This window comes from Streptomyces sp. NEAU-W12 (genome assembly GCF_026242095.1).
GTDB lineage: Bacteria > Actinomycetota > Actinomycetes > Streptomycetales > Streptomycetaceae > Streptomyces.
On the sequence record NZ_JAPJDM010000046.1, the window covers coordinates 1 to 25,308 of the forward strand.

Sequence of the window (25,308 nt, forward strand, 5' to 3'; positions counted from 1 at the left end):
GGCCCCGCAAGGGCGGCCTCCGCTGCGCTCCAGCCGCCCCGTGGCACTACGTACCACAACAGCCGGCCCCGCTGCGCGGGACGGCCAACGGGCCTGCGGCCCGAGCAGCTACGGGGAGGGGGTGGCCCGGGCCGGTGACCCTGCATCAGGTGATGCACCATGTAGCTTTGGCAGAACCGGGCCACCCCCGTGCTTCAGACTGAGATCCCGGATAAACTCTGGAACCAGCGCACACCCTAACCTTTATCGGCTGCGCTCGATGTGGGCCACCCAGGTAACGGCCTGAACTTTGCTGGGGATTTCTCCGATTTTCCGTGCTGCAGCACGGTAGCAGTCGGCGAGAAGGTTGTAGCGGCCGACCGCTCCCAGCCCTCGATCTCGCTGACCGTAAATCTCGCGTACTGCAATGTCGTGCGCATGGCGGTCAATCACAACGGCGTCCGGATCCTTGGGGTCGACAATGCACAGGTAAAAGGCTCCCGTTTTAAGGTGCATGGGCAGGACCTCGCTGGGGTCGGTGCCCGTCATGATCCGGTTGGCTTTGGTGATTGCGTCGCGGACATGTCCGCTCGCCGTTCCTTCGGCAAATGCCTTACGGGCCAGCCTGCAATTCTCGGCCCATGATTTGTTGGCGGAGAGCGCGGCGAGGACGCCCGCGCCTTTGTGGGTTTCTCCTGCTGCGATTTCTGCGGCGAATTCGTGAGCCGTGGCGTACCACTGGAGGCCGCGTGCCCTCTGGTCGGCCGTGGCCGCGTGCCACTGGTCAATGACGGCTTGGGTGTAGGCGGTGCGCTGCAGCTCGGTGCACTTGACCGGGATCATGATTCCTTTGGTGGGGTGGGCGCGCGAAATGGGGGCAGTGAGGAGCGGCCTCGATGGGCGCTCAACTCAGGCCGGCGGCGCGCGAAAGGAACTGGGGAGGGGCGGGGTGGGAGGCTTGTGCGGGCCTCCCACCGCTTTTGGTGCGTCAGTTGGTGCGCGGGTCGGGAATCTTTGGAACGTCGATTCCGGCCAGCTTCAAAAGGGCGTGGCAGTTGTCGAGGGTGAGTCCCTTGGTGTCGCCTCGGGCGTCGGGGCCGCCGGTGAATACGGCGGTGCCGTGGTAGGGCTGGTGAACGGGCGCGGTAAGGGCGTAGAGCTGAAGGGCCGGGAAGTTGGCGGGGGAGTTCTTGAGCATTCCTTCGTCATCCAGCCACATGGAGACTTCAGACGAAAGGTCGACGACGGTGATGCTGGTGCAGTCGATTTCGCGGTAGAGAGTGTTGAGAGTGTCGCCGGTGCGGGGCCATTCGATGACCCGGAACGAGGCGTCAGGGTGGAGGACGAGCGCGAAGCATGCTGCGGGCATGGGTGTCCCCTTTCAGGGCGTGGTGATCTTGGGTGTTGGTCGACTGCCACTGCCGACCAACAAGAAAAGTGTATCGTGATTTAGGCACCGATCCAAGCGTTTCCGCAGGTCAACGTACTGAGGCAGCGGGCCGGGGCCCGGTCGTCGTGCCGCCTATCCGCACCGCGCAGCGGTAAGGATCTGTCCCGTCCGGCCGTCGCAGACGGCGGGGCAGCGCGCAGCGTCTGCCCCGGTACCGGGCGGGCCGCCGGTAGGCCGCGCAGCGGGCCCGGCGAGGGTGGAAGGCAGGGCGAGCGTGCGCAGCGCGCGGTCGGGGCGCGCAGCGGCCCGGCGGCCTGGCCCACCCGGGCGTGAGCGCGCGCAGCGCGCGGTCTGGGGTGCGCAGCACCCCGGGCACGCCCCCAGCGGCGCGGCGGCCGGGCCCCGGCCCGCTGCTCCCAACTGGGAAGAGAGCTTGGCGCGGCGGCTCCGCCCCTTGCTGCGCCTCTGCTGCACCCGTGCCGTCCGCTGCGCAGCAGAGACGGCGGAGGGCCCCCAGGGACGTCCTAGGGGCCCCTCGCCGGTGTCAGCGGGTGCTGTCGAGGGCCTTTACAAGGTCGGCAGGGTCGGGGGTGGTGCCGGTGGCGAGGTGGCGCACCCCGGGTCCGGGCGGGGGCCAGGCTGCGCCCCGGCCAAGTGGGTGTCGGCGGGAGGCCGCGGTGCGCCAGCCGTGCCGCTGGGACCACACCAGAGCCGCAGTCGGCGCCGTGGGGCCGTCCAGGACGAGCACGGCGACGCATTCGTCGTCTTCGGGGTGCTGAACGGCCGGCGAGGTGTCGGCGGTGGTCCAGCCGCGGACGTGCAGGGCGCGGGCGACCTCAGCGAGGTAGGGGCGGGCCTGGCGGCCACGCAGGACGGCCGCGGCCCGGATGCCCGCGCGGCGGGTCAGGCCGGCCGGGTAGCCGAGTTCGGCGGCGGCCTGCGCGGCGCTCACCCCGCGCTGCTCCATCACGTCGGCCATCCGCTCCGCGCGCAGGGCTGTCAACGCGGCCTGGGCGGTGTTGCGGTGCACGCCGAGCCGGTCGGTGACACCGGCCGCGGTGACGGTGGGGTCGTCGTCCAGGAGCTGCGCGACGCGCGCCGGGAGCAGATCGCGCGGGACCTGGTCGCCGGTGCCGGCCGGGCGGCCCCCGCCGCCGCTGGGACGGGGGCGGGGGGCAGGGGTGTAGTCGCGCACGACGTGGCGGGGCCAGTGCTCGACTCCGCCGACGAGCGCCATGTGCTCACTCAGGGCCGGGTGCTTCTTGTGGCGGTCCCATGCGTGCAGGGGGATCCCGCGCAGTGCGGCAGCCTCCTGGCGGTCCAGCAGGTCATCGTCATCGTCTGGCGTCGGCAGCGCCGGGACGGGACGCCCGGCGAGGTAGGCGTCGACCTGCTCACCGTCGTAGAGCCGGGTCCGGCCCGCGCTCAGCGGAGCGGGGAACCCTTCGGCCTTGAGGCGGCCCGAGTTGATCAGGGTCTGCACGGCAATGCCCTGCTGCGCAGCAATGTCGGCGAGGGTGCGCACCAGGTGCTGGCGTCCAGCGCGGATCATGGGGTTCCTCCCACGGTCCGGCGAACACCGGACTCATCAAGAAAACAGTACCGAACTTTACTACCGGCAGGGGGCGGCGAGGGTAGGCTGCTGCCCGAGCACACGCCCCTCGGGCGGTGTCTTGGGTTGGCCGGCACCCGTGCCACCCGCCTCCGGGCGGACTGAGGGTGCCGGCCGCTTTTATCGCGACTGCTACAGGTCGAACTCCACATGCTCGACGCCGGTGAACTCCACCCCCAGGCCATGGGCGCGGCGGCCACCCCCGCGGAAGTACACCTCCCCGAGCACCTCCCCGGCCAGGGTACGCAGCTGCTGTTCGCTGGCGCCGGCGTCCAGGGCGTCGAACAGGCGGGCCGCATAGTGCAGGGGCAGGACCAGAGTGAGGTGGCGGATACGGGCGTCATCGGTGCTACCGGGCGCGGCGGTGAAGCCGAACCGGGCCCGGATGTCGACGACGAGACCGGTGGTGGCCGCCCGGCGCCGGGCGCGTTCACGGACGCGGAGCTGCCAGCGCTCACGCACCGCGGCCTCCAGACACCGGACAAGGTCGGCACGGGGCCGGCGGATCTGATCTTTGACATACCGCTCCACCGTGCGCTGCGTCGGGTGAACAAGGGCCGGCGGGTGGTGAACCGCGCCTGAATCATGCAGCGCACCAGTGCGTCGGCGGCCACCATCGCCCACTGATACGCCCAACGCACACAGCAGCCGCCACAACGCAGGCACCCGGAGGTGGCGTGCGCAGTAGGCCGGAACCACTACTTCAGCCAGGAAGTCGTCGAGAGCTTCCGGGCCACCTGGCAGGAGGATGACGGCACCAGCCGTCTTAGATGACATAGAGAAAATGGAATACCCCCGCGTCGGCGGAGAGGACGTGATCGGCTCGTCGGGCCGGACCCGCTCGAGCGGAACACCCCCGCGTCGGCGAGGAGGACGTCTCCTCGGGGTTCGACGCCCCGATGCTCTGCGGAACACCCCCGCGTCGGCGGGGAGGACGAGACGGCGTCCGGGTTGGCGTCCTTGGTGCTCGGAACACCCCCGCGTCGGCGGGGAGGACGGGCAGGTCTTCGACGTCCACGGCAGGCTCCGCGGAACACCCCCGCGTCGGCGGGGAGGACCCCTCCGGGTCCGGCACGGTGGCGAGCACCGCCGGAACACCCCCGCGTCGGCGGGGAGGACTCCCGCACCGACAAGGGGCCCATGGTCGCGGGCGGAACACCCCCGCGTCGGCGGGGAGGACCCGCAGGTCACGCCCTCGGGTGAGGGGCGGGCCGGAACACCCCCGCGTCGGCGGGGAGGACGCTCGACGGATCTGGACGCCTCGCTCCTGCTCCGGAACACCCCCGCGTCGGCGGGGAGGACAACTCCCGCGACGGCGAGCGGGTCTTGTGGGCCGGAACACCCCCGCGTCGGCGGGGAGGACTCCGGAAGTCCCATCCCGAGCGCCACGCACTGCGGAACACCCCCGCGTCGGCGGGGAGGACCATCATCCCTTCTTCGGCGTGCCGGGGGTGGGCGGAACACCCCCGCGTCGGCGGGGAGGACAGCGGGGGCAGCATGCCCTCGGTCTCGATGCGCGGAACACCCCCGCGTCGGCGGGGAGGACTTCCCCCCGCCACTCCCTTGAGGCTGGTGTGACGGAACACCCCCGCGTCGGCGGGGAGGACCGTGCGGTAGCCCTGCATGACTCCCTCGCTGAAGGAACACCCCCGCGTCGGCGGGGAGGACAGGGCCGCCGGCTCCTTGCCGGTGTTCTCCAGCGGAACACCCCCGCGTCGGCGGGGAGGACGAGGGCGGGTTGACGGGCGGAGTCTTGACGAGCGGAACACCCCCGTGTCGGCGGGGAGAACGCGTCCGACCCGAGTGCCGCGATGGTTCCGCTCGGAACACCCCCGCGTCGGCGGGGAGGACAACAGCCAGCGAGTCGTCGATTCGACGCATGCCGGAACACCCCCGCATCGGCGGGGAGGACCTCAGGCATCGTTGCTGTCCGCCTGGGGTGGCCGGAACACCCCCGCGTCGGCAGGGAGGACGGTACCGGCACGGTGCCGCGCATGCTGCCGGTCGGAACACCCCCGCGTCGGCGGGGAGGACCGGGCCTGTCCCCGCCGTGGTGGCCGGGGTGCCGGAACACCCCCGCGTCGGCGGGGAGGATGTCGGCGCCGTCCTCGTCATCGCCACCCTCGACGGAATATCCCCGCGTCGACGGGGAGAACACGAGCAGCTCGGCGGCGCGGGTGCGCTCACGCGGAACACCCCCGCGTCGGCGGGGAGGACCAGCCCGAGCCGACCAGGAGGGTGCGGCCCTCCGGAACACCCCCGCGTCGGCGGGGAGGACGCAGTACCTGGAGCTCACAGGCCGCCTCCCGAGGGAACACCCCCGCGTCGGCGGGGAGGACCGGGGGGATGCGCCCCGGCCGACGGTTGGCGTCGGAACACCCCGCGTCGGCGGGGAGGACCGCGAACCGAGGAGCGACATGGGTGCCTACGACGGAACACCCCCGCGTCGGCGGGGAGGACGCCGGCGGCGTCTGCTCCTTCGCCGTCCTTGGCGGAACACCCCCGCGTCGGCGGGGAGGACCTGCGTCCGTCGCTCGCTGTGATGGTGTAGGTCGGAACACCCCCGCGTCGGCGGGGAGGACGGGTCCGAGCACAGGCGGAGGGTCTGTGTCGGCGGAACACCCCCGCGTCGGCGGGGAGGACCAGCACGGCGAGCGTTGCGGCGAGCGCCTGGTCGGAACACCCCCGCGTCGGCGGGGAGGACCAGATCCTGAAGACGCCGAACAAGACAGCGTTCGGAACACCCCCGCGTCGGCGGGGAGGACCCCACCGCATCGCCGCCGAACTCCGCCCCATCCGGAACACCCCCGCGTCGGCGGGGAGGACGAAGGCCCCGCACTTGGGCGACAGTGCGGGGCCGGAACACCCCCGCGTCGGCGGGGAGGACACACCGGTCTCCACAGCGACATCCCCGGCCTACGGAACACCCCCGCGTCGGCGGGGAGGACGCTCGGGCACGACCGGCGACGCGGCTCGGCAGCGGAACACCCCCGCGTCGGCGGGGAGGACACGATGGCGGGGTATCGGTCATGGTCTCCAGCCGGAACACCCCCGCGTCGGCGGGGAGGACCGGGGTGGGGGTGGACACGGGGTCGGTGTCCACGGAACACCCCCGCGTCGGCGGGGAGGACCAGTTCGGGCCACAGAAGAGCTGTGCGGCCCGCGGAACACCCCCGCGTCGGCGGGGAGGACACGACAGGAGACGACATGACCCCCACCTTCGACGGAACACCCCCGCGTCGGCGGGGAGGACGGTCCCTCACCATCGGCGTCGTGGCCGTCGTGCGGAACACCCCCGCGTCGGCGGGGAGGACTCGACCACCTGGCGCAGGTCGGCCGGCGAAACCGGAACACCCCCGCGTCGGCGGGGAGGACACTTCCTGACCTGCACCTCAAGAGGGGGTTTGCATTTCCTTTACCTTTGGTGCGGCGGTCATACGGATCAGGGTAAGGCCGTCAAAGTCGACGGGGATCCGACGGCGGGTTCCTGCAGTGCGGATGGCGTAGCCCTGTTCTGTGGGGGCGGGGTGTACGAGGAGGGCTGCGCCGGTGCCCACGACTTCGGTGACGGTGTGCCAGAGCTCGTCGCGTACGCGGGCTGAGACGCTGCCGACGAAGATGCCGGGTACTACTTCGCTGGTCCATCGGCTGAGGGCTCCGCGCAGATGGTCGGGAACCGCGGTGGTGGCGATGACGACCATGGAGGGCATCAGTTGCCTCCTTTGGCGTAGTTGACGCCTGCGGGGAGGACTCCGGTTTTGGGGTCCCAGAGGTGGACCATGCGCACGTCACGTCGTTCGGAGTGTTCCTCGTCGGCGTCGTCGTCGGGTGTGGTCGTGTGGGGTGGGGTCAGGAGGGACTGGACGTCCTGGACGATGCGGGGCAGGAGGCGTAGGAGTCGGAGGTCTTCGCGAAAGCGCCGGCGTGCTTCTTGTTCGGGGTTGTCGGAGTTGTGGAGGGCGAAGGCGAGGGGGAGTGTGGTCTCGGCTTTGTAGAGGTCGGCGATGTCGTAGACGAAGGCGTGCTGGGTGCCGGTGTGGACGTAGCCGAGGGCTGGGGAGAGTCCGAGGGCGAGCAGGGTGGCGTGGACGATGCCGTACAGGCAGGTGTTGGCGGCGGACAGGGCCAGGTTGACGGGGTCCTGGGTGTCCCATTGGTCGGGCCGGTAGTTGCGGCGGAAGCGTCCGATGCCGTGCTGTTGCGCGAGGATCTTGTAGAAGGCCTTCATGCGTTGGCCTTCCATGCCGCGGAGCTGGTCCAGGGTGACGGTTTTTGGTACGTCGGCGTCCTTGAAGCGCATCCGGTACATGCGGACGGCGACGTCGAGGCGGCGTGCTGGGTCGGCCCAGGTCGCGACCTGTTGTTCGAGCCAGTGGGTGGTGAGGGAGTCGGGGAGGATGCCGGCGTAGGTGCGGACGGCGCCGGCTCCGACGCAGACGACGCTGGTGCCGTGGCGGGCGAGGGTGGTCAGGGCCGGGGTGGTGATGGACACGCCCGGGCCCAGCAGCAGGCAGGACAGGGCGGCGGTGGGGATGTAGACGAGGTCGGTGCGCTGTTCGTCGACCTGGATCTGCGCGCACACGCCGGTGTCGTCCTGCACCACGCGGACCATGTCCAGGTAGAGAAAGGACAGGGAGTCCGCGACGCGGGGGAGCATGGCCAGGGTGGGAGCGGCCAGGCGCCTGCGCGCATCACCGCCCCGCCGTGGCGCGCTCACGTGGTTGTCGCGGGAGCGAGGCTGAGCAGGCCTGCGCCGTAGGGTTTGCCGCGTCCGATGCCGTGGATGACGGCGTCTTTGAGTGCGTCGGGGTCGGTGACGGTGGCGGTGCCGTCGTAGCGGAGCAGGCTGTGGCGCATGTGGGGGGCGTCTTTGCCGCGGGGGCGGACCGGTTCCATGTTGGTGGGGGTCAGGATGTGGAGGTCGAGGCCGGCTTCGGCGGCCCGGCGGAGCCACCACTGGTCGGCGTCGGCGCCGGAGAGCGGCACGATCCGTCCCCGTGTGCCCTTCTCCTGGAGGGGGAGTCTTTCTCGCTTGGTGGGGTTGAGGATGATGCGGTAGCGGACGCCGAGGCCTTTGCGCAGTGCGGTGAACATCGGGGTGAGGCTTTTGATGTCGGCCTGGCCGTAGCCGGTGGGCAGGCGTGCGGGGTCGAGGTGGGTGGCCTGGACGAGGAGGGTGCTGGAGGTTTCGGTCTCTTCCAGGCGGTACAGCAGTCCGGCCTGCTGTCGGGGGGCGTCGCCGAGGTTGTCTGGGACCATCCGCATGACGGTGCGGTGCATCTGGGTGGCGTCGCGCAGGTCGCGCTGTACGTCGCGGCTGTGCGGGTTGAGGCGGATGCGTGCGATCACCGGGTGGTCGTTCATGCGCTTTCCTCGAGGTGGGCGTAGTCGATCAGGCGCTGTATCAGGGTCTGTGGGGGGCCTGCCAGAAAGCGGGGCACCGGTACCTGGGTGCGGTGGAGGCGTCGGCCGGTGTGGCTGCGGCCGTGCTGGGCGAAGCTCACCGGCACGTCGTTGACGTCGATGATGTCGACCGGCGCAGCCTCGCCGGGACTGCTGGTGGGTGGTGGCTGTTCGAGGAGGAATTCCACGGGAATCGTGTCGGCTTTTTGCCCGTCGCTGTCCTTGGCTTGTGGTGCGGTGCGGCTGAGCGGTACCCGGGTGCGGAGTTCTTCCTCGGGGTCGTCGACGTGGCGGCGCAGCAGGAACGGCTCGTCGGGGACGCAGGAGCGGCGGCCCAGGTAAGGCGCCCAGTGCGGGTGGCTCAGGGCGTCGGCGAGGCGCTCGATGGTCTCGTCATTTGCGGTGACGGCGACGACGAACACCGCGTCGGACAGGTAATGGCGGCGGGTGACGACGGCGGCGCCTTTGTTGCTGCCCCCGCTGGTGGCGGCGGTGCGGTCCTTGGGGAAGCCGCCGCCGGCGGTGTGGTAGTCGACGAGCCGGACGCCCGGTCGGTCCACGCGCACGGTGAGCCGCAGCTCCTGGTAGCGCTCCAGGCCTGCCTCGTCGCGGCCGATGCCCTCGGCGGCGGCGAACATGCCGATCAGTGCGGAGCGGGTCGGGAAGGGCGCGGTGTCCCGCACTGGGGTGAACGCGGAGCGTTCACCCCAGGATTGCAGGGGGCCGGCCAGGCGCAGCAAAAGCCCGCTCACTGCTGGTCCCCTGCGGCGGGCAGGGCGGCGGCGACGGCGGCGTCGATGAGCTGGTCGAAGGAGTCGTGGGCGGTGCCGAGGCCAGTGTGCTTCTCTTCGGGGTTGATGACGGTGTGGCCGTGGAAGCGGCGGTTGCGGTTGCCGGTGAGGCGGTTGAGGTTTTCGGCGTAGGCGTTGAGGGCTTGGCGGGAGGGCTGGGAGAAGCCGCCGTGCCGGTCGCCGGTGACGGGGGTTTCGAAGGCCGCGGCCAGGGAGAGGGGACGGTGTGCGCGCACGGCGAGGTAGGCCAGGTCCGGGACGGTATGGGGGGCGGTGCTGTTCTTCTTGGCCTGCGGCAGGGAGAGCAGGAAGTGTTCGGCGAAGGAGCTGAGGACGGTGCGGGCGGCCTTGGTGTCGCCGTCCAGGTTCTTCAGCAGGTCGGCGACGTTGACGGTCGCGTAGCGGTAGAAGACGCCGGCACTGAACTCGGCGGTGTCGAGGTGACCGCTGCCGGTCTCGGCCTCGCCCAGCCAGTCGTCGACGGCGGTGAAGTAGTCACGCTGCGGCTCGGCAGCGTGCGTGGTGAACGCGTGGGCGACCTGGGCCGCCCCGTCCACGTTGGCGTCCGGGAGCTCGGCGAGCATGCGGCCCAGCAGACTGATGGAGGCGGTGCGCCGCTTGAGGATCTCTTCGATTTGCTGGGGCGGCAGGATCTGGCCGGGCTTCTTCTTGCCCTGGGCCGCTTCCAGGGCGTGGCGGTGTTCGGTGCACACGGTGGCCAGTTCGTCGATGGCCGCCTCCGGCAGGAACAGCAGCACCGAGGTGTGGCCGGCCGATTCCGTGCCGATGCCCTTCTTCCCGGCGCTCGCGGCGACCTGTGCTCCGGCGAACGCGGCCAGCTCGGTGGGCCAGCTGGCGCTCTCCAGGGCGCGCTGCACCTTCGCCGGTACCAGGCGGGTGCGGGCGGCTTTTTCCCCGAGGTCCTGTTCGACGCCGAGGCGGATGGCCCGCTTCCAGGACTGGCTGGAGACCCGGATACGGGGAGCGTTGCCGTAGCGCACCTGCTTGGGGGAGCCGAGGTCGTCACGGTTGAGGTTGGCGGCGGGCACCGACTGCAGGGCGCTCAGGTCCAGGTAGAGGGTCATCGGTCGTTCTCCTCGGCGGAATCGATGGGGTCGGGGTCGGTGGTGTTGCTGGCGGTGCGGAAGTAGCTCTCCAGCCAGCGGGTGGCGATACGGTCGCGGCTGCGGTTCCACCAGGCGAGGTCTTCCAGCAGGACCGCCCAGTCGATGGTGATGCCGCCGGCCAGGAGCTGGCGGATGAGGGCGGGCAGGCCCGGGTGGATGGCGTCGCTGCTCTGGCGGGCCATCAGGTGAAGGGCACTTTCGGCGGAGTTCTCCTTCATCACGCCTTTGGCGACGGCCTGGCCGAGCGAGGCGCCCAGGTTGGGCCGCTCGTACCAGGACACGGACGTGTCCTGGTCGGGTGTGGTGTCGCGGGCCGAGCGGGGGCGTGCGGCGATCAGCGAGGCCACTGCGTAGTACGCCCGCCGGACATCACCGTGGTGCTGGTCGTCGTGGTCGCGCAGCCACGGCACCAGGTAGCGGTGCAGGTAGGTGCACCGCTCCACCGGCAGCCCGAGTCCGCGCCGCAGGGCGGCACGAGTCTGTGTGGAGGCGCACAACTGGTGCACGTAGGCGACAAACCGGTCCGAGACGCGGACGGGCTTGGAGGGCGGCGGAGCGGATGCCGCCGGCATGGAATCGGTCATGAGACATCCCTGATGCGGGGAAAGGGGGTGAGGTGACAAAGCGCCGACCGTGTCCGCGCGGGGCCGCGGCCGGGCGTAAGTTCAGTCAGTGGCGGACGGCTGCAGCAGGGCGAGCAGCAGGCCGCGGGCGCGGTGACGGGCACGCGCCACCCGGATGTCCGCACGGTTGGCCTGGCCGATGGCCTCATCCAGAGCGGCAAGGGCTGCGTCGACGAACGGCCTGTCCACCCGGTCCGTGGCGTGGCCGGGGTCGGTGAGTTGCCAGAACTCTTTCTCCGCGGCCGTCCAGTACCGGGTCAGCGCGGCAGCAGCCCATGGGCCGGGCCTGCGGGCATCCAGCTTGATCTTGGCCTTCGGCGAGAGGTCGACGCTGGTGTCGGTGGCGATCTTCCAGGCGATCCTCGCGGCGAAGTCCAGCCGGTCACCGGCCTTCTCCGCAGCAGTGTGGCAGCGCTTGACGTGGTAGGCCATCTCCGCGTCGTTCTCCTCCTGCCACTTCAGGACCGCAGGAGTCGTCGCCCGGAACCAGACGCTGTCCTTTTGCTGACCGTCCTGGTCGAAGCCGTAGGCGCGCACCCGCAGCCGCGGCAACAACGGCTTGGGCAGGTGCTCGAGCGCCGGAGGGCGCCGGGCGTCCTGACGGCTGTCCTTCAGCAGCAGCGAGTCCAGATCCCGCCACAGGGCCCTGGCCCCGTCGGCCTCCCGGGGCTGGAAGTCGCCGTCCCCTCGCCGGTCGAGGATCTGATACGGGTCACGCACCCTCTGCGGCGGCTCGTGTGTCGACCAGGTGAGGTAGGCATCCGTCACCGCCCGGCTGTCCGCGGACGGCACGAGCAGCGCGGCATGACGGAACCGGCCGGTCAGCATCCGGCCCGGCCACGTGATCGGCGGCAACGCCTCGAGAGGATCATGGAGGTCCTCCTCCCACGGGCAGGCGTCCTCCGCTTCCCAGTCGACCTCGGCCTGGGGGCTCGGCACAGCCAGCACCAGTGTGGTGAACAGTTCCGGCCCCCATGGGAAGTAGGAGACAGATTTGCGCAGTGGGGCCGCGTCACCGCTGCCCGCCCGTACGTCGGTGATCCGGCGGGGCGTGCACTGCCCGGACGGCCCGTAGTACAACTGCGCGATCAGATGCCAGACGGCCTGCGCGGCCGGTACCGGCACAGGCGCGATGTCGGTGAAATGCCCGAACAGCACCGCCCCGTTGACTCCCGTGGGACGGCCCATCACCAGCTTGTTCACCCCGGAAGGGTTCGGCTCCCCCTTCGCGTCCACGCACTCCGTGATCAGGCGGGGATCCTGCAGGAACGGCCGCTCGGGATGGAACAGGTCGAAGCGGCCCGCCAGGTCCTTACGGCCGAAGTAGGCCTCCACCGCGCGCGGATCGAACCGGCCGGCCTTCAGGACACGCTCCCGCAGGTCGAACCAGTCCTCGATGTCCTCTGCAACGTCCGGATCATCGAGACGGTCTTCGCCGTCGGCGGCGATCCTCGCCGCGATCGGCGCCAGGATCCGCATCAAACCCGCTGCTGCCGGCGGCACCGGGATCTCCACATCCTCGATCTCGTGCGCCCGCTGGAACAACTCACACAAGCCCATGCACGCCGACTCCCCGGTCAGCAGACGTACCGCAATCCACGGCTCGACCCGCAGATCAAATCCCCCACCCACCGTCATCCCCTCCCACACCCTTGAGCCCATGACGCACCGGCACGGCAAAGCCCCCCAGCAGCACCGCCCTGGCATCGTCCGGGCATTCAAGCAGCCTCCACCGACAATGCACCCGGGCCTGCAGGTTTCCGTATCAAGGGCGGGCCGTGACTGGTATTAGCGGCGCACCAGACCACAGTCCTCGTCCAGCCGCAGTGTCTTGCCGCCGATCTTCACTGGCTGTGCGTTTCCGCCCTGCACGGGCTGGTAGAGGACGCGCAGGTCTGCGAGCATCGGGTGCTGGGTCCACGACTTCGGCGGGGCGATGTCGTGGGGGTCGGCTTCCTTGAGCCAGTCGACGCGGACTGCCATAGTGCGGCGCATCACCTCCCGCACCAACGGGACCGGCATCTTGCCGTCCGGCGCGGCCTGGGGAAGCAGGTGCTCACCCTTCAGATCCAGGGTCAGCCGGCCGTCGTTGTGGAGGTAGGCGCACAGCAGTCGCACCGAGTCGGCGCCGAGTCGGGTGGCCACCTCCCACTCGTCTTCCTCGCCGGGCAGATTGTGCAGGTCGTGCAGTGCGGAAACGCTCCGGGCGCGCGGGACGGCGAGGAGGCCGGCCATGCTGCGTTCCGCCATCTCCTTGCCCTTGTGAGCGGTCCAGGCTTTGGCTTCGCTGCCGCCCGGGGTGTTCCAGTCGAAGTCCTCGTTGTCTCCGTGGACGGCTTCGACCAGGTCCTGCACGCCGCCCGGGATGGAGATGGTTCCGTTCTCGATTCCGGCAAGGGTGCGGGAGGTGGCGGCCAAGAGATGCTCGGAGTACACCTCGCCCCACTGCGCCGGCGTCTTCCCGCCGCCCGTGATCGGGTCGAGCACCACCAGCTGCGGCCCGCCCGCCCAGGCCGGGCGGCCGCGGCCACCGGGGTAGCCGTGCCGGGCCCAGTGGTTCTCATGCCGCCAGCACCGTCCGGCCCGCTGCAGCAGCAAGGACAGCGGAGCAAGATCGCTGATGACGATGTCGGCATCGAGATCAAGCGACTGCTCGACGACCTGGGTGGCGACCACGATGCGGCGCAGCGGACGCGGGCCTGTGCGGCCCAGGCCTTGCGTGACCTCCCGCGTGCGGGCCTCGCGTACGTCGCCGGGGAAACGGGCGTGCAGCAGCTGCACGCTTCCGCCCTGCTCGTGGGAGCGCTCGTCGAAGCGTTCACGCAGCCTGAGGTAGGTCTCCTGCGCGTCGCCCACGGTGTTGCACACCACCAGGGCGGTGCCGCCCTCCTTTTCGCTCACCGGCTTCAGGAGGCGTTCGATCACCGCCAGCCGGGCCCGGGCACCACCACCGCTGCCGTGCTGGACCGGCTCCACCACGACGCCCAGCTCCATGCCCCGCGCACACGCCTGCTCCTGCCGGCGGGCAGGCGAGATCTGGCTCGCCCGGCCGCTGTCAGCGTCCACATACAGCCACCCCGGGTAGGGCGCCGGGAACGTCCGTGTGCTCAAAGCGCGCACCTTGTGGCCGGCGCCCTGCAGGTACTCCTTGACCAGCCGGTCGCTGACCGACGCCGGCAGCGTCGCCGACAACAACACCACCGGCACCCCGTAGGCCCCCAGCCAGTTCAGCAACCGGCCCAGCAGCACCTGCATGTACGGGTCATAGGCGTGGGCCTCATCCACGATGAACGTCTTGCCCGACAGAGCCAGCAGCCGCAGCGCGTTGTGCCGCACCGGCAACACCGCCATCAGGGCCTGGTCGATCGTGCCGACCGCGAACTGCGCAAGCAGCGGCCGCTTGGGCCCGCGCAGCCACCGCTGCGGCCGCAGATCTGCCTCCGCCCTTCCGCTGCCCTCCCCCATCTCATCGCCGTCGCAGGTCAGCACGCTCTGTGCGTCCAGGTCCTCGTCGGCATAAGCGCTGTTCAGCCAGGCCATGCTGTGCACCAGGGTCAGCCCGGCATCCTCACCCGACTGGCGCAGCAACGCCCTCGCGATCCGCCCGTGCATCTGATCGCTGGTGGCCATCGTCGGCAGCAAAAACGCATACCCCTGCGTGCCGAACGCCTCGGACAAAACCCGCTCGGCCTCCAGCGCCGTCTCGCTCTTGCCGTCCCCCGGGGCCGCGGTGACCAGCAAGATCCCGCCCCGATGCCCCTCACCCACCGCCTGGCGCAGCTCCTCCATCACCGAGCGCTGCAACGGGTTCGGTTCCCCCTGGATCCCGTACGCCTGCGCGAACCCCGTGCGCTGCAACCCCACCCGGGCCAGCCCGGCCCCCGCCAGCAGACGAGGAGCATCCCGGCGGGAACGCTCGAAGTGATCCGCCAGCACCGGCTCCAACTCCCGCTGCCGCATGCGGAGGTAGTCCTCCTGGCTGGCCAGCCAGTCCGCGAGAATGACCACCCCCGTCACCAGCACCGCCGCCGGCGCCTTGAACACCCCCGGCGCCTCCGGCTCACCCAGCACCTCGTGCACCACGGCGGCGTGCGCACTGCGCTGCCGCGCCCAGACAGCCCCACCCAAAAACGCCGCAGCGATACCGTCCTCGGCCCGGTGGAAACGCCCGTGATGACCACCGATGACCTCGGCCAGCCGCTCCGCTACCCTCAGCTCCCCGTCACCGGCAAAACCCAGACCTACCAGCACTTCCCCCACGCTCTGCAGGCCGGCCACATCATGTCCGAACCGCTGCGCGCTCATCCCTATCCGGTCACCGCCCAGCTCCGCGCTCAAGTACTGGCTGCCGTGCCGGGAGCAGAACTGAAACCCCGACAGCTTGCCGATGTCATGCAGACCCGCACACAGTCCCACAACCGCCCGCGCACGTTCCCACTCACCCGCCAGCCCCATCCCCTCAGCGATCCGCAGCCGCTGGTTCTCCGACAAGAAGACATCCCACAGGTGCAGCGCCATCGCTGCCGCATCCAACAAATGCCGAATCAGCGGATACGGCGCCAGCCCCGGATCCAACCCCCGCGACTTCCCCCACACCGACTCATCCGGCGCCCCCCACTCCCCCACCATCAGCCCCTCCACCCCAGCCAACAGACCACACCCCACTATCGAAGCCGGCATTCAACCACCCCCCACCGACAACAGCACGGCCCCGTTAAGCTGACAACATGCGCCCCCTCCCGTCCCGCCGCAAAGCCTCCTCCAATGCAAAGGAAAAGCAAAGGCTTTCCTGAGCCGCAGGTCAGAAAGGGTCCTCCCCGCCGACGCGGGGGTGTTCCGCGCTCCAGAGACTGGCCGATCTCGGCGCACAGGTCCTCCCCGCCGACGCGGGGGTGTTCCGCGGTGCGGACGTCCACTCATACCGGCGGGATCGTCCTCCCCGCCGACGCGGGGGTGTTCCGGTCGCCCGGTACGCGGACCTGGTCAGTGAGGCGTCCTCCCCGCCGACGCGGGGGTGTTCCGGAGACACGCCCCCGCCCGCCGGCTGGGCCGGCGTCCTCCCCGCCGACGCGGGGGTGTTCCGAAGGCATGGGAGGCACGGAAGCTGGCTGAGGCGTCCTCCCCGCCGACGCGGGGGTGTTCCGCTCGGGTCCATCTTCCGCAGGGTCTCGGTCCAGTCCTCCCCGCCGACGCGGGGGTGTTCCGCGTTCCACCTATGGCGGGCCCGGCAACGCGACGTCCTCCCCGCCGACGCGGGGGTGTTCCGCCTGGTGAGCTGGGGGCTGTACGTGCAGGATTGTCCTCCCCGCCGACGCGGGGGTGTTCCGCGTGTGTAGGGCGTGGGGATGGTACGGACTGCGTCCTCCCCGCCGACGCGGGGGTGTTCCGGCTCGCCGCATCGCGGGGGCCGTGCCCTGGCCGTCCTCCCCGCCGACGCGGGGGTGTTCCACCTAGACGTGGAGCACAGTAGTGATTGCGCACGTCCTCCCCGCCGACGCGGGGGTGTTCCAGCTGCCCCAGGTCGGCGCCCTCGTTGATGGCCGTCCTCCCCGCCGACGCGGGGGTGTTCCGCTGGAGTCACTCCTTGGCACGACGGCCCCGGCGTCCTCCCCGCCGACGCGGGGGTGTTCCGGAGGTCGACGACGTGAATCCGCAGTGCGTGAGGTCCTCCCCGCCGACGCGGGGGTGTTCCGTTGCATTGCGGGGATGCTGGGGAACGTTGCTTGTCCTCCCCGCCGACGCGGGGGTGTTCCGGCCTACGTCGAGCACGGCGGGGACCGGGCGGGGTCCTCCCCGCCGACGCGGGGGTGTTCCGCTCGCGAAGGATATGGGTACGTCGCGCGTCACGTCCTCCCCGCCGACGCGGGGGTGTTCCGGCGGCGGACCGCGCCGGGTGGTGGCTGCTGGCGTCCTCCCCGCCGACGCGGGGGTGTTCCGCTCGCGAAGGATATGGGTACGTCGCGCGTCACGTCCTCCCCGCCGACGCGGGGGTGTTCCGGAGACCGGCGATATGCGGGAACAGATCCGGCGGTCCTCCCCGCCGACGCGGGGGTGTTCCGGCCCCGAACTGCTCCGGCGTCCAGACCATGACGTCCTCCCCGCCGACGCGGGGGTGTTCCGACGGTGTCTGGGGCCTCGACGTCGTCCCGGACGTCCTCCCCGCCGACGCGGGGGTGTTCCGGTGGTGTTCAGGTTGTTGGCCAGCTCAAGGGCGTCCTCCCCGCCGACGCGGGGGTGTTCCGGTGATCCCCGCGGCCCGGAGTTCGCTGTCGTCGTCCTCCCCGCCGACGCGGGGGTGTTCCGGTGGCATGGGAGATCGCGACGGTCGTGGGTCCGTCCTCCCCGCCGACGCGGGGGTGTTCCGCGCAGCGAGGACCTGTGGAAGTGGGGTGCCCGGTCCTCCCCGCCGACGCGGGGGTGTTCCGGGGTGGGGCCGGCCGCCGTGGGGGTAGCGGCCGTCCTCCCCGCCGACGCGGGGGTGTTCCGGCGGCCCGGCGTGGACTGTCGGAGCCGGTGCGGTCCTCCCCGCCGACGCGGGGGTGTTCCGTTGCGCAGCAGGCCGGCGTTCCCGACCGCCCGGTCCTCCCCGCTGACGCGGGGGTGTTCCGGCTCGCGCGATCACGGAGGTGGCGCGGGACGCGTCCTCCCCGACGACGCGGGGGTGCCCCGATGCTCTTCCCCTCGATATCGGCGCGGATGAAGTCCTCTCGCCGACGCGGGGGGTCCGAGACCTCGGAGCCGGAGGGTGCGTGAGCCCTGGTCCTCCCCGCCGACGCGGGGGTATTCCGTAGTCGCGGTGGTTGTGCTCGCTCAGGCAGCGGTCCTCCCCGCCGACGCGGGGGTGTTCCGGCCGGGGTGCTCAGGTACTTCGGGGCGCTGGGGTCCTCCCCGCCGACGCGGGGGTGTTCCGTGCTTCGTGTACTCCGGCCTCCACTTGCCGTTGTCCTCCTCGCCGACGCGGGGGTGTTCCGCCGTTGACGGGGCCGTCGATCTGCCCCCGGGGGTCCTCCCCGCCGACGCAGGGGTGTTCCGCCGTTGGCGTCCACGGCCGTGTCGCCGTTGATGTCCTCCCCGCCGACGCGGGGGTGTTCCGCTGCCTTTGCCCCGCGCGGTGTGGACCAGGCCGTCCTCCCCGCCGACGCGGGGGTGTTCCGGTGCGGGCCGGGTTGGCGTACAGCTCCTCCTCGTCCTCCCCGCCGACGCGGGGGTGTTCCGCTGCACGCGTGTGTCAGTCTCAACGCATGACGGTCCTCACCGCCGACGCGGGGGTGTTCCGCCGTGGGTCTCGATGGACTCGATGATCCGCTCGTCCTCCCCGCCGACGCGGGGGTGCTCCGGCGACGATGGCGGTGGCGATGCTGATTCCGGCGTCCTCCCCGCCGACGTGGGGGTGTTCCGTACTCCAGCTACCGGACGCTGTTCCTGCCGCCGTCCTCCCCGCCGACGCGGAGGTGTTCCGCTCGAGCGCGAGCTCAACTTCAACAAGCCGGCGTCCTCCCCGCCGACACGGGGGTGTTCCGTCGCTGGTGGAGGACGGGACCGTGGTCCGGGCGTCCTCCCCGCCGACGCGGGGGTGTTCCGCTCGCCAGCCCGCACACCGACGACCTCGGCGCGTCCTCCCCGCCGAGGCGGGGGTGTTCCGCGGAACGCGAATTTCAGGGCCAGACGAAATTCGTCCTCCCGCCGACGCGGGGGTGTTCCGGCTGCCGTCGCGCGCCTCGCCTCGCTCGACGTGTCCTCCCCGCCGACGCGGGGGTGTTCCGTCCATCGTCAGCGGACTCGCGGCCGGCGCCGCGTCCTCCCCGCCGACACGGGGGTGTTCCCGGCCGGGCACCGGATCGTGATCGTGCTACGAGCGTCCTCCCTGCCGCCGCGGGGGTGTTCCGGTCTACGCGCACTGTGGGATAACGCGCCTCATGTCCTCCCCGCCGACGCGGGAGTGTTCCGCCCTCGAAATGTGAAGGCGGCTGCGAAATCGGCTCGCTCGCCAGCGAACTCGCCGACAGCGATCAGTCGGCACGGACCAGCCTCATTTCTGCCTTCGACCGGTGGGAAGGCCCCATCAGGTCGGGACTCGCACGCATGCAGGCACGCGGCGAGCTGAGCGAGCGCGCCGATACCCCCGCGCTCGCCACCGCTCTGCTGGCCGCCATCCAGGGCGGCATGCTGCTGTCCCAGGTCCGCCGGTCGAGCACCGCCTACCGGCAGGCCGTGTCAGCGGTGATCGACCACATCGAGAACCACCTCGTCCGGTAGCGGCTCGGGGGCGTCAGCTCACCACTGAAGGTCAGGCAGGTCGGCTCGTGAGCTGCGGGCTTCAGCCGTGGTAGCTGATGTAGCCGTTGCCGTCACGGTCGTTGTCGCGCTTGGTGTAGGAGTGCACGTCCGCGCGGGCACCGGAGGGCTTGTACAGGTAGATGGTGTCCTTGTCGTTGTTCCACAGGAAGTTGCAGTTGTCGCGGTAGACCACGTTCTTGGTGTCGGAGTCGGTGCCGTGGCCGCCGCGCAGCTTGATGGAGTCGCCGGGCTGCAGGTAGTGGTTGGCGGTGAAGGCGAAGCGGTTGCCGGCGGCGTCCTTGACGACGTAGCCCTTGAGGTTGACAGTCGCCGAGGACGAGTAGTTCTTGACCGTCAGGTATTCCTCGTCGGTGTTGCCCGTCGAGCAGTTGTTGGAGTCCCGGCCGGGGGCGTCGTACTGGATGCCGCGAATCTTCAGGGCCGAGCTGTATTCGGCGGCCTGAGCCGAGACGGCGGGAACGAGGGCGGCCAGGGTGCCGGCGGTGACGGCTGCGGCCAGGATGGTGCGCGTACGCAAGAGGTTCTCCCACACAATTGAAACGAACGGTGCTGCATGGGGAGGACCTGCGTGCAGCCGTTCTGGTTGCACACGAGACGGGCCCGTCACCCGTTCGAGTGACCGCCGCCAGGCACCGAACAGCAGGGAACCCCGTACCTGCCTGCCGGTACGGGGTTCCTCGTATGGAGCGCCGGGCAGGCCTTGCACCTGCATCTCCCCGCAGGAAGCGGGGCATCTTTCCTTAGACGACCAACGCACAGACAGCAGCCGCCGATGCGGACTGCCCGTCTTCATGATCGACTTTAGCGCAGACGATGCCGGCACCGCACATCGAGGACGTCTTCGCGTCGCCGTCCCTCCCCTGGGCACCAGTGGCAGCTGCGACTCATGCCCGCAACCTGCTTGCGGCCCGGTTGTCGTGACGTTCCTGCGCATTGTGGGGCGTTGGGCTCGTCACGTGGACGCCTTTACTCCTCCGCACGGGTGATCTTCCGGGCAAACCGTCCCGTCCAGTACCTGATGCCCCGTATGTGTAGTGCCGTGATCAAAAACGTTATGCGTGCCGCAGCCGTCGCCGCTCTGGCCCTCTGCCCGCTGGCCACCCCGGCCTCCGCTTCCGGCGAGAGGGGCCCGGCACGGGCTGCGATCGACTGCCCGTCCGGGTACGTGTGCATCTACCCCGAGATCAACTTCGGCGGCCAGCCCTGGGTGCGGCGCGCCTCGGACGGCAGCGTGAAGGACCTGCCCTCCGCGATCCGTGACCGCGGCAGCTCGATCCGCAACAACTCCGACCGCACCGCCCGCGTGTACGAGAAGCGCAACCACTCCGGGCGGTGGGTGTGCGTCACCCGCAGCGGCGGCTCCATCCACGACCTGCGCGGCTACAACCTCAACGACCAGACCCGCTCGTTGAAGATCAACCGCAACGACTGCGGCTGACCATCCACCCCCGCCAGCGCCGGGGCCGGTACGTCAGGTTCCCGGCCCTATCCGGCGGCGGTTGCCCATGGGTGTAAGTGAGCCCACGCCCACTGATGCCGGCAGCAGTCTGAGGTGCCAGTAACTTCGCGGTTGCCCCAATGCGTTGGCCGCATCGTGCCGGTACGACCATTGCACTCACTCGGGTGGTCTCCTGGGCCGAAGCCCGCTTCACCTCCCAGCGGGCCGCTATCAACAGGACATGGTCACCCTTGTGTTGCGCGGCCTCGTCGCCGCGGTGCTCGCCGTCTTGTCCTTCGCCGTTTCCCCCGCCTCCGCGCACGCCGCGCAAGAAACCCTGTCCCTGCCCGAAGCCGTCAGCCGACTGCCCGCGGGTACCGAGTCCCGCGACGGCTACAGCCGCGACCGCTTCCGCCACTGGAACACCGGCGACGACCCGGACGACGGCTGCAACACCCGAGCCGAAGTCCTCATCACCGAAGCCGTCGATCCACCCACCATCACTGCCGGCTGCCGCCTGACCGGCGGACGCTGGTGGTCCTACTACGACGCCACCTGGGTCACCGCGCCCTCCGGCCTGGACATCGACCACATGGTCCCGCTTGCCGAAGCCTGGGACTCCGGCGCCTCCGCCTGGACCGCGCAGCGCCGGGAGGCCTACGCCAACGACCAGGGCGCCGCAACCAGCCTGGTCGCGGTCACCGCGCGTTCCAACCGGAGCAAGGCTGACCAGGACCCCGCCCAGTGGCTGCCGCCCGCCCCCGGTGCCCACTGCCGCTACGCCGCCGAATGGGCCGGCACCAAACTCCGCTGGAACCTGACCGCCGACACCGCCGAACTCACCGCCCTCAGTAATCTGGCCGCAGCCTGCCCGGACCAGACCGTCACCTACGAGCCGGCCTCCTGACCATCCTCACGCCGTACAGCAGTCAGTCCCGCCCGGTAACCCGGGCGGGACTGCATCAGATGCGTGATCGTGAAGGACGGTCGCCTACGCGGCGAAAGGCTCTGCAGGGCTTCAGCCGAACGATCGTCCCTGCAGGCAATAGGTGAGGCCCGGGGACACTGTCCCCTTCACAACCACGCCTTCCACAACCACACCCGACCATCACTTGTTCCCCGCCTCCCGCGCACTGTCGGGCACCCCCGCTCCCCGGCACGAGCGCGGGACGCAAGGGCCCGCTCCTCCTCACGCATCCCGTCGCTGGACGAAGGTGCTACGCGCTGCGACGCGGCTTGCGGTCGGCTGCCTTTGCGGCGGTCTTCTTCCGAGTGGCGGCCTGCCGCCTGGAGGGCCCGAGGACCAGGGCCGGCTGACCAGCAAACTCACCAGCTACCTCCGCCCCGCGGTTCTCGTGGTCGACGAGGTGGGCTACCAGCCACTGGAGCGGGCCGAGGTGAACCTGGTCTTCCAGGTCATCTCCAAGCGTTACGAGAAGGGCTCGATCATCCTGACCTCGAACAAGACCTTCGGCGAATGGGGCCAGGTCTTCGGCGACGAAGTCCTCGCCACCGCGATCCTCGACCGCCTCCTGCACCACTGCGAAGTCGTCCCGATCAACGGCAACAGCTACCGGCTCAAGAACCGTCTCCAGGCCATCGAACGGGACACCGACGTGGCCTGAGCAGTGGTGCACATAGCTTCGTACTCGGTGGTGCACTCAGACGAGTACCTGGACAACCCACACTGGCCGGGCTCCCGCACGTCATCCGACGCCGTGATCACACCAGCCACACCGAGATCATCCCAGTTGCCGACGCTGCCCCATGTCCTCGATCCTGTGTGCTCGGCAAGCAGGAAGGGCGCATGGGACTGGTTCTTTTTCCGGGCGACGAAGACAACAGCAGTCCGGATGTCTCCTGGTCCTACAGCGGCTTTGCCGCGGTCCGGCGGCGTCTGGCCGAGACCGAGGGGTTCGTCCCATCCGAGATGTCCGTTCTCAGATCCTCAGGATCCAGTGTCTCGTGTGTTCAACATCAGGGGTCAACGCCCATCATCCGGATGACGGCGGTGACGACCTCTCGCCTGCCGAGTGCGCGTCGATTCTGGTCCGGCTGGAGGCGATCACTGACCAATGCGCATGGGAGGGCGGTGACCAGCTCCTCCAACAACACACCGAGGACGCCTGCCAGATGGCAGGCGTCCTGCGGCTCTGTGTCGAGAAGGACGTCCCGCTGGCCCTCCTCTGAAGCCCACCGACCACGGAACCACTTACGGAACAACTTTTAGATCAGCTGGAACCGCCGTATCGGGTCGAGCGCATTCCTTCGGCACTGGCACCCCCTTGAGGAACTGATGTACTAAACCGAACGGGCAGCAGGGCCCGTCCTATCGGTCGAGACACTGCGGGTGGAGCAGCTGTCACGAGCGTGCTGTCGGCCGCCGCGGTGGGGGTACCGCGCCCAGCAGTTCCCATAAGGGGCGTGAGCCGGTCGCCCACTGCGCCAGGACCTGGCGGTCGACGAGGTGGAGGCGCTGTTGCCGGGCGAAGGTGCGGCCGGGGTCGGTGATGCGACCGTTGGTGACCATGACGACGACGTCCGCCTGGTGGACGGGGCGGCCCGTGCCTCCTCACGCGGCCGCGGGTCGGGGCAGGCAGCTTTCGCCGGGGTCGGGCTGCGGAAGTTCTGCTATTTGGCTGCTGTGGGAACGGCGACGCCCAGTTCGTCCGACACGGTGAACCGGCTGGCCGGGCAGGCCCCCCGTGGCTGAGTCACGACCTCGGGTTCATTGATTGCCCCGTCGACCGCCCATCCGCTGAGTACCTGCCGTAGGCACGCCGCATCGAGCTTGGCCGCGGTGGCGGCAGCTTTGGAGCCCTGCAGGTAGACCTTCACCGGGAATGGCTTACTGACCTTGGCTGGCTCCTGGGGTGGCCGCGAAGCCCAGAGGAAGACCAGGATGCACACGGCGATCACTGTGCTTGACCACTTCAACAGGGTGATGAGCTTTTCGTACAGCTGACGCGACCACCAGGCGTTGGCCTGCTGCAGGCAGGCCTGGGCCGCTTGCTCGTACTGCAGCACCTGCTCCCTCAGCCCATCGCTGGGGTTGCTGCTGAGGTCTTCTCTCGCGGCGCTGAGCTTCTGACGGAGATCCCGGGGGCTGGTGAACTGCACGGGCTGGATCTGGGTGAACCACTTGAGCTCGGCCAGCAGCGGGTCCTGCTTGGGCGGAGCCTCGTCGAGAATTTCCGCTGGAGTCGTCGGCCTTCGTGTCATCTCTTTGGTCTCACGCCGGACAAGATCGTTCCAGGTCAGGGTCGGCGCGATGAGGACCCGGCTGGCAGAGACGATGACGGTACTGGTGGCCAGCAAAGCTATGAGCACGGCAAGCAGAGCCACTGCGAGCCGCCACTCGGATGTGATGCTGGTCACACCCTTGAGCTGGATGCCGGCGACCAGCAGGGCAGCCAGAGCGGCGTAGGACGTCACCAGCCACCGGGCCGCTCCACGGACCGAGACCCCGTGCTCTTCCGGTTGCGCCTGGTCAGCACCGGTTTGCTGCTCGTAGATCGCCACCGCTGCTCACTCCCCATGAGAAGGCCGACCGGGACAGGCTGTGCGTCTCTGGCTTGCTCAAGTCCTGCATGGACAGTCGAGGTGTGGGCATAATTGTAGCTACAAGTTGAGGTACAACTTGAGGTACAAGTCGCAGGAAGGGAGGTTGTCCGTCGTGCCCGACATCCGGTTGGACAATGTCCGCGTCGTGACCATGCGCCAGCTCTCCAACTGCGCGAGCGACATCGTGCGCCAGGTGAACGAGACGAACCGCCCCGCAGTCGTCACCAAACACGGCCGCTACGTCGCCGTCATCCAGCCCCTCTCCAACGCCGAAGTGGAGAGCATCGCCCTGAAGGGCCTGGCAGCCGCGGCAGACCTCGAGGACAACTACAGCGAGTCCGCCGACATGGCGACCATGCGCCAGCGACTCAACGAACGCCGCCGCAGCGGCAACTGACGGTGATTAAGATATAACTATGGGGTGCTCATACCCTGCGAGTTCAGCCCCAAGGCGCAGGCCGACATGGACCGGCTGGACTTAGATGTCTGCGAGGAACTCCTGCTGGTTGCCGAAACCAGCCTCTCGCGTGCCCCAGACAACTCCACGGACGCAGATGAGGGCCGAGTGGGCCTGGGCAACCTGCTGTGGAGGCGCGGGATCACGCGGGAGCGTCGGCGGCAGCTCCTGGCAGCGGAAGCCAGAGGCGAAACGGTGGAGGAGAAGGGCCCCGGAAGGCACGGCTGGCAGTACTACATCTTCTACCGGCCCATGAGCTGGATGGAATCCATGCGCACCGGGAAGCCCAACGGCCTCATGGTCGTACACATCCTCGGCGAAGACGAAGTCGCAACCGTGGGCATACCCGTCAACTACAGCCGCCTGTAGTCACCCAGCCACTTCTGCCCACTCCCAGTCGGCCGCGCGTGGGGCCCCACGAAGTCGTGCGCTACTCGAGTGATCACCGCCAGCCGCTGATAGGTGCATAGCCAAGCCGATGAGAATGTGGGCCGCCCTGGCAGCGAGCGTTCAATCCTCCACGAGAACTGCATGGCCGACCGTCCACCGGCAGCCGGTGGACGGTCGGCCCGGGGTAACAGCGCGCGGACTGCGACTGAGTAGTCGTCGCTGCGGCGCAGCACGGT

Annotated in this window: 18 protein-coding genes, 4 pseudogenes and 3 CRISPR repeat arrays; of the genes and pseudogenes, 7 read left to right on the plus strand and 15 right to left on the minus strand. The window is 69.8% G+C overall.

All coding sequences use genetic code 11. The features are described from left to right. Window positions 1-243: 243 nt before the first annotated feature. The 12 genes and pseudogenes from ORI94_RS33745 to ORI94_RS33800 all read right to left on the minus strand — a co-directional run bounded on the left by ORI94_RS33745 (window position 244) and on the right by ORI94_RS33800 (window position 15,566). Window positions 244-822, minus strand: a complete 579-nt coding sequence (locus tag ORI94_RS33745; RefSeq protein WP_266082706.1) for a hypothetical protein — start codon at window positions 820-822, stop codon at window positions 244-246. Between the two features lie 145 nt (window positions 823-967). Further along, entirely contained in the window at window positions 968-1,348 is a 381-nt protein-coding gene (locus tag ORI94_RS33750) for a DUF3846 domain-containing protein (RefSeq protein ID WP_266082708.1), read from the minus strand. A gap of 565 nt (window positions 1,349-1,913) precedes the next feature. Further along, the gene (locus tag ORI94_RS33755; protein WP_266082710.1) at window positions 1,914-2,921 is read right to left on the minus strand and encodes a DUF6292 family protein; all 1,008 of its coding nucleotides are present in this window, start codon (window positions 2,919-2,921) and stop codon (window positions 1,914-1,916) included. Between the two features lie 192 nt (window positions 2,922-3,113). Further along, window positions 3,114-3,536 (minus strand): annotated as a pseudogene (gene tpg / locus ORI94_RS33760) (telomere-protecting terminal protein Tpg); the annotation flags it as partial. A gap of 230 nt (window positions 3,537-3,766) precedes the next feature. Beyond that, a CRISPR array of direct repeats spans window positions 3,767-5,321; the repeat unit is 29 nt; unit sequence CGGAACACCCCCGCGTCGGCGGGGAGGAC. A gap of 91 nt (window positions 5,322-5,412) precedes the next feature. After that, window positions 5,413-6,356: direct repeats of the CRISPR family, unit length 29 nt; unit sequence CGGAACACCCCCGCGTCGGCGGGGAGGAC. Window positions 6,357-6,373: 17 nt separating this feature from the next. Next, window positions 6,374-6,691, minus strand: coding sequence for a type I-E CRISPR-associated endoribonuclease Cas2e (gene cas2e, locus ORI94_RS33765; protein ID WP_266082712.1), 318 nt, complete (start codon window positions 6,689-6,691; stop codon window positions 6,374-6,376). Continuing rightward, the gene (cas1e, locus tag ORI94_RS33770) at window positions 6,691-7,638 is read right to left on the minus strand and encodes a type I-E CRISPR-associated endonuclease Cas1e (protein ID WP_266082714.1); all 948 of its coding nucleotides are present in this window, start codon (window positions 7,636-7,638) and stop codon (window positions 6,691-6,693) included. Before cas1e ends, cas2e begins: the two co-directional genes overlap by 1 nt. A 56-nt stretch (window positions 7,639-7,694) precedes the next feature. After that, window positions 7,695-8,345, minus strand: a complete 651-nt coding sequence (cas6e, locus tag ORI94_RS33775; RefSeq protein WP_266082716.1) for a type I-E CRISPR-associated protein Cas6/Cse3/CasE — start codon at window positions 8,343-8,345, stop codon at window positions 7,695-7,697. Continuing rightward, window positions 8,342-9,136, minus strand: coding sequence for a type I-E CRISPR-associated protein Cas5/CasD (gene cas5e, locus ORI94_RS33780; protein WP_266082718.1), 795 nt, complete (start codon window positions 9,134-9,136; stop codon window positions 8,342-8,344). The genes cas6e and cas5e overlap by 4 nt, the downstream gene beginning before the upstream one ends. Next, window positions 9,133-10,260: a type I-E CRISPR-associated protein Cas7/Cse4/CasC gene (cas7e, locus tag ORI94_RS33785; RefSeq protein ID WP_266082720.1), complete on the minus strand. Its 1,128-nt coding sequence runs from the start codon at window positions 10,258-10,260 to the stop codon at window positions 9,133-9,135. The genes cas5e and cas7e overlap by 4 nt, the downstream gene beginning before the upstream one ends. Further along, a complete protein-coding gene (casB, locus tag ORI94_RS33790) occupies window positions 10,257-10,886 on the minus strand; it encodes a type I-E CRISPR-associated protein Cse2/CasB (RefSeq protein ID WP_266082722.1) in 630 nt (209 codons plus the stop codon). The genes cas7e and casB overlap by 4 nt, the downstream gene beginning before the upstream one ends. A gap of 81 nt (window positions 10,887-10,967) precedes the next feature. After that, complete coding sequence (gene casA / locus ORI94_RS33795; protein ID WP_323056114.1) at window positions 10,968-12,587, minus strand: type I-E CRISPR-associated protein Cse1/CasA; 1,620 nt, start codon at window positions 12,585-12,587, stop codon at window positions 10,968-10,970. 126 nt (window positions 12,588-12,713) lie between these two features. Then, on the minus strand, window positions 12,714-15,566 hold the full coding sequence (locus ORI94_RS33800) for a CRISPR-associated endonuclease Cas3'' (RefSeq protein WP_266082725.1): 2,853 nt from the start codon (window positions 15,564-15,566) through the stop codon (window positions 12,714-12,716). Between the two features lie 169 nt (window positions 15,567-15,735). Continuing rightward, window positions 15,736-17,595: direct repeats of the CRISPR family, unit length 29 nt; unit sequence GTCCTCCCCGCCGACGCGGGGGTGTTCCG. A 1,292-nt stretch (window positions 17,596-18,887) separates the two neighbouring features. Here ORI94_RS33800 and ORI94_RS33805 point away from each other — a divergent pair. Beyond that, a pseudogene (locus tag ORI94_RS33805) lies at window positions 18,888-19,181 on the plus strand (TetR family transcriptional regulator C-terminal domain-containing protein); the annotation flags it as partial. Between the two features lie 61 nt (window positions 19,182-19,242). Here the strand turns inward: ORI94_RS33805 and ORI94_RS33810 are convergent. Continuing rightward, entirely contained in the window at window positions 19,243-19,740 is a 498-nt protein-coding gene (locus ORI94_RS33810; protein ID WP_266082727.1) for a lamin tail domain-containing protein, read from the minus strand. Window positions 19,741-20,262: 522 nt separating this feature from the next. On the opposite strand from ORI94_RS33810, the gene ORI94_RS33815 reads away from it, so the two are divergent. From ORI94_RS33815 to ORI94_RS33830, 4 genes and pseudogenes are all read left to right on the plus strand, one after another. After that, window positions 20,263-20,661, plus strand: a complete 399-nt coding sequence (locus ORI94_RS33815) for a peptidase inhibitor family I36 protein (RefSeq protein ID WP_266082729.1) — start codon at window positions 20,263-20,265, stop codon at window positions 20,659-20,661. 241 nt (window positions 20,662-20,902) lie between these two features. Continuing rightward, window positions 20,903-21,568 carry an HNH endonuclease family protein gene (locus ORI94_RS33820; RefSeq protein WP_266082731.1) on the plus strand — a complete coding sequence of 222 codons (666 nt, stop codon included), beginning with the start codon at window positions 20,903-20,905 and terminating at the stop codon, window positions 21,566-21,568. A 391-nt stretch (window positions 21,569-21,959) separates the two neighbouring features. Further along, window positions 21,960-22,286: pseudogene (locus tag ORI94_RS33825) on the plus strand (ATP-binding protein); the annotation flags it as partial. A 340-nt stretch (window positions 22,287-22,626) separates the two neighbouring features. Next, on the plus strand, window positions 22,627-22,851 hold the full coding sequence (locus ORI94_RS33830) for a hypothetical protein (RefSeq protein ID WP_266082733.1): 225 nt from the start codon (window positions 22,627-22,629) through the stop codon (window positions 22,849-22,851). A gap of 172 nt (window positions 22,852-23,023) precedes the next feature. Here the strand turns inward: ORI94_RS33830 and ORI94_RS33835 are convergent. After that, window positions 23,024-23,230, minus strand: a pseudogene (locus ORI94_RS33835) (restriction endonuclease); the annotation flags it as partial. 62 nt (window positions 23,231-23,292) lie between these two features. After that, complete coding sequence (locus ORI94_RS33840; protein ID WP_266082735.1) at window positions 23,293-24,183, minus strand: hypothetical protein; 891 nt, start codon at window positions 24,181-24,183, stop codon at window positions 23,293-23,295. A gap of 154 nt (window positions 24,184-24,337) precedes the next feature. Between ORI94_RS33840 and ORI94_RS33845 the strand changes: the two genes are divergently transcribed. Both ORI94_RS33845 and ORI94_RS33850 read left to right on the plus strand, forming a co-directional pair. After that, window positions 24,338-24,622, plus strand: coding sequence for a type II toxin-antitoxin system prevent-host-death family antitoxin (locus ORI94_RS33845; RefSeq protein WP_266082739.1), 285 nt, complete (start codon window positions 24,338-24,340; stop codon window positions 24,620-24,622). 24 nt (window positions 24,623-24,646) lie between these two features. After that, window positions 24,647-25,051 carry a hypothetical protein gene (locus ORI94_RS33850; RefSeq protein WP_266082737.1) on the plus strand — a complete coding sequence of 135 codons (405 nt, stop codon included), beginning with the start codon at window positions 24,647-24,649 and terminating at the stop codon, window positions 25,049-25,051. The last annotated feature ends 257 nt before the right edge of the window (window positions 25,052-25,308 follow it).